Here is a 14170-nt window from a genome sequence, read left to right on the forward strand (position 1 = left end):
CCTCCTCTGTGTCAAACGGTCATGTGAACCGTCAGATAAATCTGGTTGAGACCGTGGGCCACGGCGAAGCCAAACTCCACCAGACACACGGTAGGGTCCTCTTCCAGGGCGTTTACCATCACTTCGCCATAGCTGTCGATGATCTCCGCCGCCACCTTTTTCTCCAGCTCCACAATCACCTGGGAGCGGATGGCGCTCCGGCCGCGGGCGGTATTCTTGGCTCTGGAAAACCGGCTGCGCAGTGCCGTCCGGATGGAGGGAATGATATCGTCCACAATCAAAATGGTGGTCAGTTCCCGCCAGGTGCTGTCCGCCGCGCCGCCGGTGGTGGTGCGGGTGGTAATCCCCCGGACCGGCGAGATCACACCGCCCACACTTTCCAGGGGCGTTACGCCGCCCCGAACCAGGAGATCAATGTCGTTGTCGGTATAATCCTCTGTCAGCCCCTCCAGCCCGGAGAGTTCCGCACCGTTGAGAGGGATCGCCGGGTCTGTCCCGCTGGCAATCGCTCCGGCCAGTGCTGCCGATGCAAATACCCCCGGCAGCGTGCCCTCGCCCCGGACCAGATCCGGTCCCACCAGCACCATGCGCTCGCTGTTGAGTTCCGCGGCCCGCTCCACCAGCTCTGACGCCTTGAGGCCACTACCGCCCACCACGGCAATTCGCTCCCGCCGCTGCTCCGACGCGGTCTCCACCGCCGTCCGCAGGGCCTGCTGCACGCTCAGCTCCCCGCTGTCACAGACCAGAATCTGCGCCTCTACCTTACCAAGGACCCCAAAGGCCCCCGCGTAGTCCGGCTCTTCGTCCGCCACCCGGACCGCCGCCACCGTGGAGGCGCCGTTCAAAAATAAAAGCCGCAAAATGGTACTCATGCCAGGATCTACATCCTCTCCAAAGGCAGCAACACCGGCGGTATACCCGGTGAGAGTCACCACCTCTCCCACCGTGCCGGAGGCGGCCTTTGCCGCCACGCCGATGATCTTACTGCCCCGGCCGGCGGTCACAACCGCCGAGGCATCGTAGCTGGAATACACCCCAGGCCGCTCGTGCCTGCTCTCACTCACGTTTCATAACCCCTTTCAAAATAAAGTCCAGAAATCCCTCGCCGTCCTCCCGGCTCTCCGCCGTGAATACCGCCTGACACCGCAAATTTCCCCGCCGCAAAAACATTCCCGTGGCTCTCTCCCAGGTCAGCGCCTCCCAGCGAAGCTCCCCGGGTCGAATGCCTGCCGGAAGGCTCCCCAGCAGCGCCTCCGTCGCCGTCTCGCTGCCTGCCTCACAGTCCCCGGCCCGCTCCGCTCGGATGTCCACGGTGATATTGCCCTCCAGCTGCTTGCCGTAGAGCTCCCGCACCGCACCAGTGGCGCTGTCCTGGACCTCCCCCAGATAGTTACAAAACCCTAAGGTCTTTCCCTCCGCAGCGCCCACCGTCACCGCCGCCACGGCTCCCTCATAGCGCTTGGCACTGTCCGGAAAGGCTTCAAGAGCCGTAACTCCTGCGCTCTTCAGCGCCTCAACCACCGCCTTGCATACCTGTGTCAGTTCTCTCATACTTTCTCCCTCGCCCGTTCCAGGTCCGCCCACCAGTAGACTGTGGTCTCACCGACGGCATAGGGTCGGCTGCTGCGCACCCGAAAATCTTCCCCGTTCCAGCGGAGAAGCTCTCCCGCATGCACCGCCTCCGGCCCCAGGTACAGCCACAATCGTCGGTCCAGCCCACCGAGGCTTACAACTGTGTCTACCGCTGTCTCACCTTGCTCCGGCAGCGGCTGGAAAAAGGCCCGCGCGGTAATTTCTCCGTCTTCCCGGAGAATGAGGACGCTCTGCCCGTACCGTTCCGCGATTCTCCGCATCCATCCCTCTCTCATCCCGGAATTCCTCGAAGGCAGACCTCTCCCGACTCCCCATAGGGGGCCATGATCCGCTCCGCCGCAAGGCGCAGCGCGGTGGAGAGAGCTGCGCTGTCCGCCACGGCCCCAGCCTTGATGGAAACCGCTCCTGCGGTGAAGGCGTCAATGCCGTCTCCTCTCCGGCTCAATCGATAGTCCGCCGCCGCAGTAAAGGCCGCGGCACAGCAGAGTGCGTCCTCCCATTCAACAGCCTCCGGGCGGAGGCGGCTCCGCCAAGCCGCCTCTGCCGAAAGGCACAGCGTTTTCAAAAGCTCTGTTGGCTCTTCACCGGTGATCTCCGCTGCCAGCCCCAGAATTCTCTCCTCCATTTCTTTTCCTACCGCCTCACTGGACTGTCAGCACTTTGGATGCGTCTGCAAACAGCTTGGCAAACCCAGAGATGGACGTAATCGCCGCCCGCTCCAGCTGGCGGTCGATCAGCTTGTCGTACTCCACCGTGATCTCGCTGCCACAGATCTGCTCCAGGGCGTACCCCCGGTCCAGGCCGATCATGGTGCCTGCGGGCAGAGCGCTGGTGCGCAGGAGCTGGGCCCCCAGCGGGGTGGAAAGCGTGCCGGTGCCCTGGAAATTCAGTCCCGTCAGAGGGTTCTGGAATTCGCTGAGCTTCAGCATGGCCAGCATCATATCGCCGCTGACCAGCATAGTGTTCATGGTATATGGGTCAAACTGGCTCCAAAAATCCAGCAGCGCCTCGTAGCTCAGGGTACCGGCGGTACCGGAGATGGGCTTAGTCCCTACCTGGAAGGCCTGCGCGGGGTTTTCGTTGCCGTCGCCCTGGCGCAGCACGCCGATGGCGTCCTCCAAGTGCATGCGGCCGATGTACGCGCCAATCTGCCGCAGCGTTACGGAGAACAGGTCCAGCCGCTGGAAGCGGATGGCCTCATAGGACGCCACCAACATCCGTCCCCGTTTGTGGAGCCGCACCAGATTTTCCTGGGTGCGCACAGTGGTCTGGGGAATTTCCGCCCCCTCCTCTACCCGCAGCAGCTTCTTGTCTGCCTCCGAGGGCACCGAGGCAATGGAGCGGTAGTCCATGCCGTCAAACCGGGTCACTGTGGCCGTGATACGGGGCAGGACGCTCTCCTCCTCCACCCCCTGGCGCACCACCCGGGCTACAAACTCCGGAAACAGCACGCTGGACTCACTGGTATGGAAGAATTTTTCCACCCGGTCAGAACCAGCGCCCTTCACTTTAATGTCAAATCGCTTGAGCTGCCGCTGAAAGGCGTCCAACCCCTCCAGGGATGTGCCCCGGTAGGGTTCGCTGGGGTCCAGCTCCTCCAGTGTCTGGGAAAACGTGCAGCCGCTGCGCCCGTACATCCCCTTTTCCAGTTTCACCGTTTCAAAATGATAAGCCATGTCTTTCCTCCCTTACAGTATAAATGTCACATATTTCCCGGCAGTATCCACTTCCACCGCCAAAGCCCGCACGCCGGACTCCTGCTCTCCGACCTCCGCCTTAACGCCGCCGCTGCCGTCAGCGGTCAGTGTCGTCCAGCCCAGAGCGGGAGCCGCGCCGCTGTAAGCTGCCGTCAGCATTCCGCCCAGCGCCACGGAGCATGCGGCACCGTCCCTTGCGGCGGAGATCACCACGCCGCAGAACGCCTCGCCGGCGGCGCAGGCACTGACGGCACCGCTGCCGCTGATTTTTGCCACCTGTCCCTCTGGAACGTCTCCGGAAAAGGTGGCGGCCCACTGGCCAATTCCCATGTAAGAACTCATCTCGTTTGTCCTCCCTCTATTTTTTTGTTGTCCCCGATCAGACAAGGAACGCTGTCTCATCGCCCGCCTGTGCTGCGGTTCTCTGCCGCAGCTGCGGCGGCGCGGGAAACCGTTTAGCCGCCCGAACCTCATAGCACCGCTTGAGCTCCAGAAGTTCCGGCTCCTCCAGGCGCTCTGCTACACTGGCAAAAACTGTCCCGTCCACTCCGTCATCCGCCAGCATGGCGAGCCGCGTCACCTCTTTGCGCAGCTCCTGGAGATATTTCCTTCCCAGCGCGGCCTGTTTTTGTAAAAGTGCCCCGCCGTCCATCTGCGTGAATCGTTTGAGTACCCCGGCCTCCCGCTGGGCCGGTACCGCCACAAAGGACCACTCATAGGCATCCGTTGGCTCCCTCAGCTCCGTAAAACAAAGCTGTTCCCCATAGGTCCGTCCTTTCTCGTGGGTGCAGGTACCAGCCTCCGCTCCGCAGATGGAGCAAACCCGTCTTGCCACACTGCACCCCACGCTGACCTCCTTTTTGATGCCGCCCTCAATCTCTGCAATGAGATCTGCGTTTTTCTCCGTCCGCAGCAGATACGCCCAGCCTTTTAGCCAGCAGTATGGGTCTCCGGCCACCGTCACCCGGGACGGCTCCCGCACCATCTCGGTACGATAAATACGGGCGGTTTGCCCACGGGCTGACCACTGGTGGTCAAAGATGCCGCTCTTCCCCACAAATAGTTCTCCCAGTGTCTCCAGGGCCTCTGCCGCAAACCGCTCCAGATCCCGGTCCACCTCGTTATCGCACAGCCGCACGCTGAAGATGTACACCTGCTCCTCCGTCAGCACGGTTTTGGCAAAGCGGTTGACGGCTTCCAATTCTCTCTCCATATCATCGTTCCCTCCTCATGGTTCCGGCGGTGGAATCGCTCCCCCCGGCGTTTTTTCCCTGTTCCACTTCTGCGGCTTCGTTTTCCAGCCGCAGCTTCCTCGCCTGCTGGCGGTAGAGCTCCGCCCGGGCCTCTTCCACCTCGTCCTGGAGGTTGATCTCATCCCAGACCACCTCAAAGCCACAGGGAAAACCATGCATCCGCAGCCACAGACGGCAGATGCGCTCCAGAACCGGTGTCAGCGTCCGACGCAGCGCGGTAATCTCCGTGGTCAAAAGATCCGCCTGCTGGCTGCTCATCCGCTCTGTGGAGCTCCAGCTCAGCCCCAGCATAAAGGGCGGAATCCCGGTTTTTGCAACAATTTGTTCCAAAAGCTGGCGTACTGGGATTTCACTGTCCAAAATCGGCGCGTCGCCGCCGATGACCTGGATACCCACATCGCCTACCGCCACAAAATCCCGGACGCTGCCTCCCCGGGTATCGCGCATAGCCCGGCTCCACTCCTCCGCCAGCATCCGGCTTCGCTCCGCCGCGCTAACTCCGTCTCCACCGGAGCAGGTCACGGCAAACCGCACGTTTCCGCACCGCTCCCAATTGACGCCGATGGTGTGGTAAATCTTCATCAGCACATCGGCCAAAAACGGAAGAGACCGCAGCAAGGAAACCCCGTAGGGGCTGTTCGCCTCTGGATTCAGAGGCGTAAACAGCAGCAGCTCCTGGCAGGGGAGCTCCGTCATTCTTCCGCACTCGTCAGGTCCGCAGAGGGTAAAGTCCAGAGGGCTGATGCCCTCTTTGATCTCAATGTCCTCCACCCGCCCGCACAGCAGCGCCGCGATATCCCGGTTCCCCAGCGCTGGCACAATCTCTCCCACCGCCTGTCCACAGGTTAGCATGGAGTCCAGGTAACAGTCCAAAAAGGCGTTCATTCCAAATTGGCCCCGGCCCACAGGCACGGTCCGCAGGAACTCCGCCAGCGCGGCTTCGGCAACGCTGTCACTGCAGCGGACCGTCACCCCGCCCGCCATGCGGATAAGTTTGTAAATCGCGGCGTCCACCACCGGCACCGCTTCCCGCACAGCCCGGTACAGCCGCGCCTCTCCCCGCCCTAGGGGCACATACTCCCGCAGCACGCCGAAGGGGTGTCTCTCCCCGCTTCGCAGCTGCACGGAAGGCGGTGCCTCCCGCTGTTTCCGCCAGTTCCGCATCTCTCTCCTCCTCATCTCCGCTCCACAGCCACCGCCGCGAAGCCTCTTTCCTCCTCGTGGGTCAGATCCATGGCAAAATACCGCATTTCATCCATGGCGTGGTCATGCTCCTTTCTGGGGGCATCTCCCCCACTCCGTTCATCCCAGCAGTAAAGGGCCATCTCCCGTAGACAGTCCCGGCATTCCCTGCAGATTTGGAGCCGCCCGCTCCGCAAACAGTCCGCTGTCACCCGAATCCCATCCGTTACGGTGTTGTCCGCCTTCACCACACGGAAGCCCCGGCGGCGCAGTAGTTCGATAAAGCTGGCTGCCGACGGGTCGACAATCACCCTCTGAATGACCCTCCCTGCCGCCAGACGTTCCAGATCCTCCGCATACTCCGCGTCGGTTTTTTGACATCCAGTCTGGTGAGAGTCGTAGTAAAATTCCTCCGTCCGGTACCAGACTCCGTCCTTTTGCCCCCACAGGCCAAAGGAGGCAGGGTTGGATGTGCCGTAGTCCACGGAGATTCTCCAGGGTCCCATCATGTCTGATGGCAGTGGTGCCGCGTCCCGCTCTGAGTCAAAGAAATCGTAGATCAGCCCCTGGGCCGCCGTCCACTCTCCCCGCACGAACCGCCGGTAAAAGACTCCGGAGTAAGACCTCTCATACCGCTCCCGGATTTCCGGGGAGAGGGCGGGATTGTCCGCCATGGTAAAGTGCAGCCGCAGCGCCCGCCGCTCTTCGGCGCGCAGCACCCACTCCTGGTAAAACCAGTGCTGCGGCCCTTCCGGGTTGCAGTTGAACCACAGCCGGCTCCCTGGCACGCTGCAACGGGCAATGGCCTGCTCTACAAAGGAACGGGGCATAAGGGCTGTCTCGTCCAGCAGCACGCCCGCCAGCGTGCTGCCCTGGATTAGGGCGGCGCTGGATTCATCCCGCCCGCCGAAGAGCAAAAAACGGTTCTCATGGCCGTGAAAGCGCACTAGCAGCAGATGCTCCGACCGTCGTTCCCGCACCGTCATGCCGATCTGCCGGAGATAGGGAATCAGTTCCGCCAGAAGATTCCTCCGCAGTGAGCCGATGGTCTTGCCGCAAAGTCCAAACTGCCTGCCATGGAAGCTGTGGGCCGCCCACAGGAAAAAGGACAGCCCCATGGAAAAGGTCTTGCCGCTTCTCACCGCTCCGTCACAGATGATCGCCTCCCAATGCGGATTTTTCCACCAGCTCATCACCCGGACCTGCTTGGGGGAAAAACGCATGCCTTTATTCCCCATCCTCGTCCCCCAGCGCCCCAGCCACGGCCTCCAGAGCCTGATACAGCCCCTCTGCCCCGTCGTTGTCGCCCTGCTCCAGCAATCTGAATAGAGTTTCCAGTGCCCGAATCCGGTCCACAAGCTTGAGCTCCACACCCTTTTCTGTTACTTTCAGCTCTGACAATGCGGACAAATCCATCTGTGCCGGATTCGCTGTCTCTGGCCGCAGCGCCAGCTCCACGGCGTCGTTGACCCTGCCAAAGGCGATCCGTGCCAAATGGCGCAGCACATCCTCCCGCCTCAGCTGTCCCGCTGCGGCGCCGCGCATTCGTTCCATTCGCTTCTGAATGGATTTTCTCCCCAGCAGGGCCAGTCCGTCTCCCTGTCCTGTCGCTGCGGCTGCCTGTTCCGGGTCCATCGTTTCAAGATACACCCGACAAAACACCCTCTCATTCCAGTTCTTCTCCATATTGCGCCTCCCTGTTGCCTTCTCACATTGATCCTCCCCACTGCGCAGACATTGCACGTCCATATACACGCAATCGGAAAATTCCATGTTCAGAGCAAAAAAGACACCGCGGATTTTTTCCGCAGTGTCTCAAACTTGATTTTATATTCAGCAGAACAGCTGCTTCCACAAGGCATGCTCCGGTCCATCGCCCAAAAATCTTTGTTCTGGCATCGCCTGCCGGCGGGGGAAACACAGCACCGTTTTGCTTTTTCAGAGAATCTGCTCATCCTTCCACAGATACTCTCTGAAAGTCTTTCCGCAGACCATGTTCTCAAAGCCTGTCCCCCGCAGTATTTGACACCGCTGCCCCTTTTGATTATGATAAACTTGGATTTTGTTTAGCCGCCGACAAGCCTCTAGGCTTTGGCGTTAATCCTCTATTAATATTTTAGCACCACTTTAACAGGCTCTCTGCTATAATATTTTCTATCAGAAGGGATGGGTGTTATGCGCGCAAAGATTGTTCTGCTTAAACGACTGTTCCCCTTTTCTATACGGGATTTCCTGGTTACAACCGTGATATTCTTTTGTGCTACAGGGGTATGCGCGCTGCTGCAGCACGTCAACAGCATTGACGGGTTTGCCTTTCCGGTGTTTGTGCTGGCGGTGCTGCTGGTTTCCCGTCTGACCACCGGATACCTCTTCGGTTTCCTGGCCTCTGTGCTGGGAGTGGTATGTACCAACTTTATCTTTACATATCCCTATTGGGCGGTCAATTTTACTCTCTCCGGCTATCCGACCACCTTTTTGGTATTCTTAGTCGTTTCCATTATCACCTGCGCCCTCACCACCCAGGTCCGCCAGCAGGAGCGCCTCCGGGCGGAGGGAGAGAAGGAAAAAATGCGCGCCAACCTGCTCCGCTCCGTCTCCCACGACATCCGCACACCCCTCACCTCGATTGTCGGTTCCACCTCCGCGGTGCTGGAAAATCCGGGTCTATCTCTCACAGAGCAGCATGAGTTGCTGGAGGATGTCCGCAACGAGGCCCAGTGGCTGATCCGTGTGGTGGAAAATCTGCTCTCTATCACCCGTATGGGGGATCATCAAACCCATATCACCACGGTCCCAGAAGCTGCCGAGGAGGTTCTGGGGGAGGCTGTACAGAAATTTCACCGCCACTTTCCATCTGTCACCGTCTCCGTTTCCGTTCCAGACGAACTGCTGATCGTACCGATGGATGCCATTTTGATTGAGCAGGTCCTGTCCAACCTCATGGAAAATGCCGTGGTTCACGGCAAGACAACCACTGAAATCCAGCTGACGCTCCGTGCACGGGGAAATGATGCCTGCTTTACGGTATCCGATAACGGAGAGGGAATTCCCCCAAAGGAATTGAACACCCTGTTTGACGGCACACTCAAGCACAGCGAAACCGAGGGCTGTGACGGCAAACGAAACATGGGCCTTGGGCTCTCCGTATGTCAGGCCATTGTCCGGGCCCACGGCGGCAGCATCTCTGCCAGAAATCTATCAGAAGGCGCGGAATTTACCTTCCGCCTGCCCCTGCCTAAGGAGGAACATTGATGAATATTCGGGAGAAAATATTGGTGATTGAAGATGAAAAGACCATTTCTCACTTTATCTCCACCATTTTAAACAACAATGGCTATGAGGCTATGCAAGCCCGCACTGGGAACGAAGCACTGTCCATGATCTCCTCCCATTGTCCGGATTTGGTGATTTTAGACCTGGGGCTTCCGGATATGGACGGGCTGGACATTCTGCGCCAGCTGCGGGAGTGGTCCAGTCTGCCTGTTGTGGTGGTATCTGCCCGCTCTCATGAGAAAGATAAGGTCACAGCCTTGGACTTGGGTGCCGATGATTATCTCACCAAGCCCTTTGGCACGGATGAACTTTTAGCCCGGGTCCGCACGGCCATCCGCCACACCCGCACCGCCAGCGGCAATGACGAGATTTCCCAACGGGGCACCTACACAGTGGGAGATATGGTGATTGACTACAACAAGCACCAGGTCTTGGTCCGCGGGGAAAATGTGAAGCTCACCCTCAGTGAGTTCCGGATCGTGGCTCTCCTTGGAAAGTATGCCGGCAAGGTGCTGACCTATGACTTCATCATCAAGGAACTCTGGGGCCCCAGGGCCAGCGGGGATAATCAAATTCTTCGGGTGAATATGGCCAATATCCGCCGGAAGATTGAGAAGAACCCTGCCGCGCCAGAGTATCTGTTTACAGAGGTAGGTGTGGGCTACCGTCTGGCAGAGGGAGATTCCTAATAAGAAACCGGCCGGACAGATGTCCGGCCGGTTTTCTGTGTTGGCCCTCTTATCCCGCGATCCACATTCCCACCACGACACCTGCCACCGCAGCCAGAGCCGGGGCCCTTCCCCGCCACAGTCCTACCGCCTCCGGCAGCAGCTCCCCAAACACCACATACAGCATGGCCCCTGAGGCAAAGCTCAGCGCCGCAGAGAGTGCGGCAGGGCCCAGCGTCCCCACCCAAAAGCCAAGAATGGCGCCCAAGACAGTTGGAGCACCTGTAACCGCCGCCAAGGACGCGGCCCTCCACCACTGTGTCCCTCCGGCAGTCAGCGGAGCGGCCACCGCCATTCCCTCTGGCACATTATGCAATCCAATAACCGCCGCCATCACCCAGCCGCTGCCGGCCTCGCCGGATGCAAAAGCGGCCCCGATCACCATTCCCTCCGGAACGTTGTGCAGAGCAATGGCCGCTGCCATCACGATGCCGGCTAGAATCAGCTCCCCGCGCCGCCCTCCGTCTCCTTCCAGACCAGGTCGGCAGGATAGGCATGCGTTGAGTCCTGCAGTGATTAAAAAGCCTGTCAGCACACCTGCTGCCGTCAGTGGCAGGTGCCCCTGAGAGAGCGCCTGTACCAGCAGATCAGCGCATACCACCGCAATCATAACGCCGGCTGCAAAGCTCAGCATCAGGCTCACCATGCGGTCCGACTCCCGCCGCAGCAGGCATGCGGCGCCGCCGCCCAATCCAGTTCCGCCAATACCGGCCGCAGCTGTCACCAAAACTGCTGTCCCAAGTTCCCCCATGAAAACACCCCAATCCGCAAGCCTCTCTAATTGCAGTGTATTTCTTTCTTGCCTGAAACATGCCATGTCCTATTTTCCGCATATCCTCCCTGGGACCAGCATAGGCTTTTCCAACGAGGTGATGACAGTATGACGATCCATGTCGTTCAGGCCGGTGAAACCATCGGCTCTATCGCAGCCTACTATGGGGTGAATCCCACGCAGGTAGCCACAGATAATACCGTTCCCGCCAGCGGTGCCCTAGCTGTTGGGCAGACGCTGGTCATTCGCTTTCCCAGGCAGGTGCATGCCGTCCAGCAGGGAGAAACCCTTTCCTCCATCGCCGCCTACTATGGGACCACGGTCCGCCAGCTCTGGCGGAACAACTGGTCTTTGAGGGGCGGGGAGTCCCTCTCTCCCGGCCAGCCTCTGGTCATCTCCTATTTTGAGGAAAAGTTGGGGACCGCTGTTACCAATGGCTATGCCTATCCCTACATTGAGCCGGAGCTTTTGGCGGAGCAGCTCCCCTACCTCACCTATCTGGCCCCTTTCACTTATGGCATCAATGCCTCCGGCGGCCTGTTGCCGTTGAATGATGACACCCTGTTGTCCGCTGCACGGCTGCGGGGTACGGCGCCCGTCATGCATCTTTCCACCCTCACGGAATCAGGTCAATTTGATACACAGCGGGCAGAACTGGTGCTGACTGACATGGAGGTTCAAGACCGTTTGGTGTCTGAGGTTATCCAGACCACCCTCCGCCGTGGTTATGCCGGGGTGGATGTGGACTTTGAATTTCTTCCCGGCCAGCTTGCGGCAGCCTACGCCGCATTTTTGGACCGCCTGCGCCGGCGCCTGCAGCCGCAGGGCCGCTTTCTCTGGGCGGCACTTGCCCCTAAGACCAGCGCAGGCCAGCCCGGCCTCCTGTATGAAGGACACGACTATGCCGCCGTTGCCGCCGCCACCGATGCAGTTTTGCTCATGACCTATGAGTGGGGCTATACCTATGGTCCCCCCATGGCGGTGGCCCCGCTGCCCAACGTCCGGGCTGTCCTGGACTATGCTGTTACCACAATTCCATCTGAAAAAATATTTCTTGGTATTCCAAATTATGGTTATGACTGGCCCCTGCCCTTCGTCCAGGGAACAACCCGGGCCCAGTCTATTTCCAATCAGCGTGCTATTGAGCTGGCGGTCCAGTACCAAATCGCCATTCAGTATGATGAAACTGCCCAATCCCCTTATTTCCACTACACAGATCACGCAGGTGTCGTTCACGAGGTCTGGTTTGAGGATGCCCGCAGCATGGATGCCAAGCTCCGCCTCATCGCAGAGTATGGCTTCAAAGGCGCAGGATTCTGGAATCTGATGCGACCCTTTTCCCAGACCTGGCTGGTTCTGGACAGCCTGTATGACATCTCTGAGTCATAAGAACAGGGCAGCCTAAAGGCTGCCCTGTTCTATGCGGAAAAGTCTTTTCATATTCGGAATCTCTCCATGTCGGACTACCTGCGCTGTAAACTTCTGCACAAAGCCATTCTCTCCAGTCCGTCCAGTGCATCCTGCTTTTCCCGTGGCAGCAAGGCAGTTATTTCAGAGAACCAGGACCTTTCTCCCAGCTTCTCACGCTCTGGATTCTCGCAGGAGGCCTGTATGTGCCAGTCCCCGAAACAGCCCAGCCGCAATCACGCCTGTCAAAGTCCCTGTTCCCAGAGAGACTCCCAGCAAAACCGGCAGATAATAGAGCGGAGCGGTGTTGCCCAGCGTCCATACTGCCGCTGCCACCTGGCCGCAGTTGTGTGCGGCGGCTCCCCCGATGGAAACACCATAGATGGAAAGTCTTCTTCCCCTGGACAGAAGCATCATCATTGCTAGTGCCGCAGCCCCCCCCAGCAGCGAAAACAGCAAGGCGTTTATGTTCCCTGCAAACATTGCTCCAAGAAAACACCGTCCCAATAAAATCAACACAGCCTGCCCTGGCCCCAGTGCGTATAGGGCGAACAGCGTCACCACATTGGCAAGCCCCAGCTTAACACCTGGCAGTGGAATGACCAGGGACAGCGGGAAAAAGCTCTCCAAATAGGACAGCGCCAGCGCCAGTGCCACCAGCATGGCACAGACCGTCAATTCTCTTGTCGTCAGTCTCATGACTCTCTCCTATCCAATGATAAGATCCGGTCCGCCGTCGGGCTCCGAACCGCCCTCCAGCCGGATGATGATTCGCGCCGGCAGGCACACGATGCTCTGCCCAGCCCGGGTAATGATCCCGGTGTGTACGCAGTCCTGAGTCGGGCAGTCGGCATGCTCTACCCGCACTCCTGGCTGCCCGTCCGGCCGCAGGTTCACTTCCAGGGTGTAGCCATGGCCGGAATAGCTGCGGATGCCTTCCTCACTCTCCAGGTTTATCCGTTCCACCTCTTCACCATCCACCGAGACAACCGCCGTCAGGTTCTCTCCCGTCCCCTGTCCGCCCCAGACGACGGCCGCGCAGGCCACAGCCAGCACCACTACAGCCAGGGCTGCCAGTCCGTCCCATCCTGTGGGGTGAAGCTTAGGTGGCTGTCTCATAGAGATATCCGCTCCCCTTCTCCGGTGTAAAGCTGTCCGCAATTCCAGACGTAACGACCACCCGTCCGTCTCCAGTCACCAGAATCAGATCAAATTCCTGCGTCCTGTCCCGCCAGAAGTCCAGTGCCTGTTCCTCACCCATAACAAACAATGCCGTGGAGAGCGCATCGCACATGGTCCCATTTCCAGGAAGCTTGGCTCCCCCTTCGCCGCTGCCCGCAGCGTCTGCCACTACCGTCACAGACATCAGATCGCTGTCCGCTGGATATCCAGTGTCCGGATCAAGGATATGGTGGTATGTGACTCCGTCCTCTTCAAAATACCGCTGGTAGCTGCCAGAGGTCACTGCAAAGGCATCCTGCAAACCCACCAGGCCCACGACCCGCTCCTGCTCTGGGTATTGGGGGTCCTGCACCCCTATCTGCCATGCCTTACCGTCTGGCCGTGTTCCCCAGGCCAGCACATTGCCGCCCAGAGACGCCCATCCCTGCTTCACGCCCTGATCTGCAAACAGCTTGGCCAGACAATCCGTTGCATAGCCCTTGGCAATGCCTCCCAGATCCACAGACTGCCCCGCGCCCAGCGTCACCCAGTATGCATTTTCATCGGCCTCAGCGCTCACGGTACTGCTGTCCACCAGTGGCAGCAGCTCCTGCAGCTCCGCCTGTTCGGGCACACGCTGCCTCTCAGAGCCAAAGCCCCACGCCTCCACTACAGGCGCCACGGTCATGTCAAATTCCCCGCCTGTAACCAGCGCATATTGCTTTGCAGCCACAATCAAATCATACAAAGTCTCGCTCACCGCTACACGTTCTCCCGCCCGGGCGTTCAAATTGGTCACTTCGCTGTCCGGGGCGGTTCGGGAGAGTCGTCCCTCCAGCCGCTGCACCTCCTCCACGGCTGTCTGCACTGTTGCCTCGGCCTCTTGTCCATAAATGGTAAACTGCATCAGTGTGTCCATGGCGATGATCTGGCGGCTGGCCGGCGCAGCGCCAGCAACCGCGGGTGCACTGCAAGCCGTCAATAGAATCAGCCCTCCTAGCATCAGCACTCCAAAACCTCTCATACCGCACCTCTTTGTACAAAGCCCCGAAACCATTCCACTGACGCAGGGAGGTTCTTCCCCACACACGTCGAAATTTTTAC

At 59.4% G+C, this 14170-nt stretch carries 17 protein-coding genes; 3 read left to right on the plus strand and 14 right to left on the minus strand.

Annotated elements, in window-relative coordinates; genetic code table 11:
- Positions 1-11: 11 nt before the first annotated feature.
- The 10 genes from KJS55_RS05640 to KJS55_RS05685 are packed head-to-tail and all read right to left on the minus strand — an operon-like array spanning position 12 to position 7411.
- Entirely contained in the window at positions 12-1064 is a 1053-nt protein-coding gene (locus tag KJS55_RS05640) for a phage tail sheath C-terminal domain-containing protein (RefSeq protein ID WP_213542885.1), read from the minus strand.
- Positions 1057-1551: a hypothetical protein gene (locus tag KJS55_RS05645; RefSeq protein ID WP_187027990.1), complete on the minus strand. Its 495-nt coding sequence runs from the start codon at positions 1549-1551 to the stop codon at positions 1057-1059. The genes KJS55_RS05640 and KJS55_RS05645 overlap by 8 nt, the downstream gene beginning before the upstream one ends.
- A complete protein-coding gene (locus tag KJS55_RS05650; RefSeq protein ID WP_187027989.1) occupies positions 1548-1868 on the minus strand; it encodes a hypothetical protein in 321 nt (106 codons plus the stop codon). Before KJS55_RS05650 ends, KJS55_RS05645 begins: the two co-directional genes overlap by 4 nt.
- Positions 1865-2218: a hypothetical protein gene (locus KJS55_RS05655; RefSeq protein WP_187027988.1), complete on the minus strand. Its 354-nt coding sequence runs from the start codon at positions 2216-2218 to the stop codon at positions 1865-1867. The genes KJS55_RS05650 and KJS55_RS05655 overlap by 4 nt, the downstream gene beginning before the upstream one ends.
- A gap of 16 nt (positions 2219-2234) precedes the next feature.
- Positions 2235-3269 (minus strand): phage major capsid protein, encoded by a 1035-nt coding sequence (locus KJS55_RS05660; RefSeq protein WP_213542886.1) that lies wholly within the window; start codon positions 3267-3269, stop codon positions 2235-2237.
- 12 nt (positions 3270-3281) lie between these two features.
- Positions 3282-3632 (minus strand): hypothetical protein, encoded by a 351-nt coding sequence (locus KJS55_RS05665; RefSeq protein ID WP_213542887.1) that lies wholly within the window; start codon positions 3630-3632, stop codon positions 3282-3284.
- A gap of 37 nt (positions 3633-3669) precedes the next feature.
- On the minus strand, positions 3670-4503 hold the full coding sequence (locus tag KJS55_RS05670; protein WP_187027985.1) for a hypothetical protein: 834 nt from the start codon (positions 4501-4503) through the stop codon (positions 3670-3672).
- Between the two features lies 1 nt (position 4504).
- Positions 4505-5707 carry a phage portal family protein gene (locus KJS55_RS05675; protein WP_213542888.1) on the minus strand — a complete coding sequence of 401 codons (1203 nt, stop codon included), beginning with the start codon at positions 5705-5707 and terminating at the stop codon, positions 4505-4507.
- Positions 5708-5718: 11 nt separating this feature from the next.
- A complete protein-coding gene (locus tag KJS55_RS05680; RefSeq protein WP_228300471.1) occupies positions 5719-6963 on the minus strand; it encodes a PBSX family phage terminase large subunit in 1245 nt (414 codons plus the stop codon).
- Entirely contained in the window at positions 6953-7411 is a 459-nt protein-coding gene (locus tag KJS55_RS05685) for a terminase small subunit (RefSeq protein ID WP_213542889.1), read from the minus strand. The genes KJS55_RS05680 and KJS55_RS05685 overlap by 11 nt, the downstream gene beginning before the upstream one ends.
- Positions 7412-7900: 489 nt before the next feature.
- On the opposite strand from KJS55_RS05685, the gene KJS55_RS05690 reads away from it, so the two are divergent.
- Entirely contained in the window at positions 7901-8977 is a 1077-nt protein-coding gene (locus KJS55_RS05690) for a sensor histidine kinase (protein WP_187027982.1), read from the plus strand.
- On the plus strand, positions 8977-9687 hold the full coding sequence (locus tag KJS55_RS05695) for a response regulator (protein ID WP_187027981.1): 711 nt from the start codon (positions 8977-8979) through the stop codon (positions 9685-9687). The genes KJS55_RS05690 and KJS55_RS05695 overlap by 1 nt, the downstream gene beginning before the upstream one ends.
- A gap of 49 nt (positions 9688-9736) precedes the next feature.
- Here KJS55_RS05695 and KJS55_RS05700 read toward each other — a convergent pair whose 3' ends face one another.
- Positions 9737-10477 carry a ZIP family metal transporter gene (locus KJS55_RS05700; protein ID WP_213542890.1) on the minus strand — a complete coding sequence of 247 codons (741 nt, stop codon included), beginning with the start codon at positions 10475-10477 and terminating at the stop codon, positions 9737-9739.
- Positions 10478-10606: 129 nt separating this feature from the next.
- On the opposite strand from KJS55_RS05700, the gene KJS55_RS05705 reads away from it, so the two are divergent.
- The gene (locus KJS55_RS05705) at positions 10607-11887 is read left to right on the plus strand and encodes a glycosyl hydrolase family 18 protein (RefSeq protein WP_187027979.1); all 1281 of its coding nucleotides are present in this window, start codon (positions 10607-10609) and stop codon (positions 11885-11887) included.
- 192 nt (positions 11888-12079) lie between these two features.
- On the opposite strand, the gene KJS55_RS05710 is transcribed toward KJS55_RS05705, so the two are convergent.
- From KJS55_RS05710 to KJS55_RS05720, 3 genes are read right to left on the minus strand one after another with little or no spacing between them, the layout of a single operon-like run.
- On the minus strand, positions 12080-12604 hold the full coding sequence (locus KJS55_RS05710; protein WP_187027978.1) for a Gx transporter family protein: 525 nt from the start codon (positions 12602-12604) through the stop codon (positions 12080-12082).
- A gap of 9 nt (positions 12605-12613) precedes the next feature.
- Positions 12614-13024: a NusG domain II-containing protein gene (locus KJS55_RS05715; RefSeq protein WP_213542891.1), complete on the minus strand. Its 411-nt coding sequence runs from the start codon at positions 13022-13024 to the stop codon at positions 12614-12616.
- Positions 13008-14090 (minus strand): FAD:protein FMN transferase, encoded by a 1083-nt coding sequence (locus KJS55_RS05720; protein WP_187027976.1) that lies wholly within the window; start codon positions 14088-14090, stop codon positions 13008-13010. The genes KJS55_RS05715 and KJS55_RS05720 overlap by 17 nt, the downstream gene beginning before the upstream one ends.
- Positions 14091-14170 lie beyond the last annotated feature (80 nt).

It is taken from the genome of Pusillibacter faecalis, assembly GCF_018408705.1.
Lineage (GTDB): Bacteria > Bacillota > Clostridia > Oscillospirales > Oscillospiraceae > Oscillibacter > Oscillibacter faecalis.

Coding starts and splice junctions, on each gene's coding strand:
- KJS55_RS05645 (WP_187027990.1), bottom strand. CDS start 1,551: ATGAGAGAACTGACACAGGTATGCAAGGCGGTGGTTGAGGCGCTGAAG.
- KJS55_RS05650 (WP_187027989.1), bottom strand. CDS start 1,868: ATGAGAGAGGGATGGATGCGGAGAATCGCGGAACGGTACGGGCAGAGC.
- KJS55_RS05655 (WP_187027988.1), bottom strand. CDS start 2,218: ATGGAGGAGAGAATTCTGGGGCTGGCAGCGGAGATCACCGGTGAAGAG.
- KJS55_RS05660 (WP_213542886.1), bottom strand. CDS start 3,269: ATGGCTTATCATTTTGAAACGGTGAAACTGGAAAAGGGGATGTACGGG.
- KJS55_RS05665 (WP_213542887.1), bottom strand. CDS start 3,632: ATGAGTTCTTACATGGGAATTGGCCAGTGGGCCGCCACCTTTTCCGGA.
- KJS55_RS05670 (WP_187027985.1), bottom strand. CDS start 4,503: ATGGAGAGAGAATTGGAAGCCGTCAACCGCTTTGCCAAAACCGTGCTG.
- KJS55_RS05675 (WP_213542888.1), bottom strand. CDS start 5,707: ATGCGGAACTGGCGGAAACAGCGGGAGGCACCGCCTTCCGTGCAGCTG.
- KJS55_RS05680 (WP_228300471.1), bottom strand. CDS start 6,963: ATGGGGAATAAAGGCATGCGTTTTTCCCCCAAGCAGGTCCGGGTGATG.
- KJS55_RS05685 (WP_213542889.1), bottom strand. CDS start 7,411: ATGGAGAAGAACTGGAATGAGAGGGTGTTTTGTCGGGTGTATCTTGAA.
- KJS55_RS05690 (WP_187027982.1), top strand. CDS start 7,901: ATGCGCGCAAAGATTGTTCTGCTTAAACGACTGTTCCCCTTTTCTATA.
- KJS55_RS05695 (WP_187027981.1), top strand. CDS start 8,977: ATGAATATTCGGGAGAAAATATTGGTGATTGAAGATGAAAAGACCATT.
- KJS55_RS05700 (WP_213542890.1), bottom strand. CDS start 10,477: ATGGGGGAACTTGGGACAGCAGTTTTGGTGACAGCTGCGGCCGGTATT.
- KJS55_RS05705 (WP_187027979.1), top strand. CDS start 10,607: ATGACGATCCATGTCGTTCAGGCCGGTGAAACCATCGGCTCTATCGCA.
- KJS55_RS05710 (WP_187027978.1), bottom strand. CDS start 12,604: ATGAGACTGACGACAAGAGAATTGACGGTCTGTGCCATGCTGGTGGCA.
- KJS55_RS05715 (WP_213542891.1), bottom strand. CDS start 13,024: ATGAGACAGCCACCTAAGCTTCACCCCACAGGATGGGACGGACTGGCA.
- KJS55_RS05720 (WP_187027976.1), bottom strand. CDS start 14,090: ATGAGAGGTTTTGGAGTGCTGATGCTAGGAGGGCTGATTCTATTGACG.